The organism is Heliobacterium mobile (assembly GCF_009720735.1).
Lineage (GTDB): Bacteria > Bacillota > Desulfitobacteriia > Heliobacteriales > Heliobacteriaceae > Heliobacterium > Heliobacterium mobile.
Genome location: NZ_WNKU01000129.1, coordinates 1 through 566, shown reverse-complemented (window position 1 = coordinate 566; position 566 = coordinate 1). Strand labels below are relative to the sequence as shown.

The following is a 566-nucleotide window of genomic DNA, read 5'->3' as shown; positions in this document are numbered from 1 at the left end:
CCCGTATCCAATACATAGTACAATTCTCTGTAGCAAAAACCTTAGCACGAAAGTATGACATCAGCCTGAAAAAGGTCTTTACCAAGTTCAGCCCGTCCATTAAAGTCGATTATCTTAGCGAGAACTATAAAAAACGTAGGATTCAACTCGCTCTATATCCGAATTTCAAACGTAGACGTAAACACTTCTACAATTTGCTAACCGCTTCCAAAACCCCATTTACGCCTATATACCGTCCTTACAATCCTACAAAACAACCATGTACTCTATGTGGAAGCAACGACCAGATTCGCATGTACCACCGAAAACCAGTAAGCTTGATTTCACGCCCAGCAAAGACCGTTATTGAACACATGATTCGAATAAATCGCAGACAAATTCCCGTATGCAAGAGGTGCTATAACTCTCTCTAACATCTTCGAATACGAAAGCTTAATAGGAATGGAGAGCCGTATGCATTGAAAGATGCCCGTACGGTTCGGGAAGGGGCGAATTCATTAGGAATTCGCCTATTTCATCCACCTCGCGGTGGACACCCTTGCGCTTGGCTAATGGTTGGCAACTGC

1 protein-coding gene is annotated in these 566 nt (G+C 43.3%); it reads left to right on the top strand.

Going from position 1 to position 566, the window contains the following annotated elements:
* The first annotated feature begins 5 nt into the window (after positions 1 to 5).
* Entirely contained in the window at positions 6 to 413 is a 408-nt protein-coding gene (locus tag GJ688_RS21615; RefSeq protein ID WP_407928968.1) for a group II intron reverse transcriptase/maturase, read from the top strand.
* Positions 414 to 566: the final 153 nt, after the last annotated feature.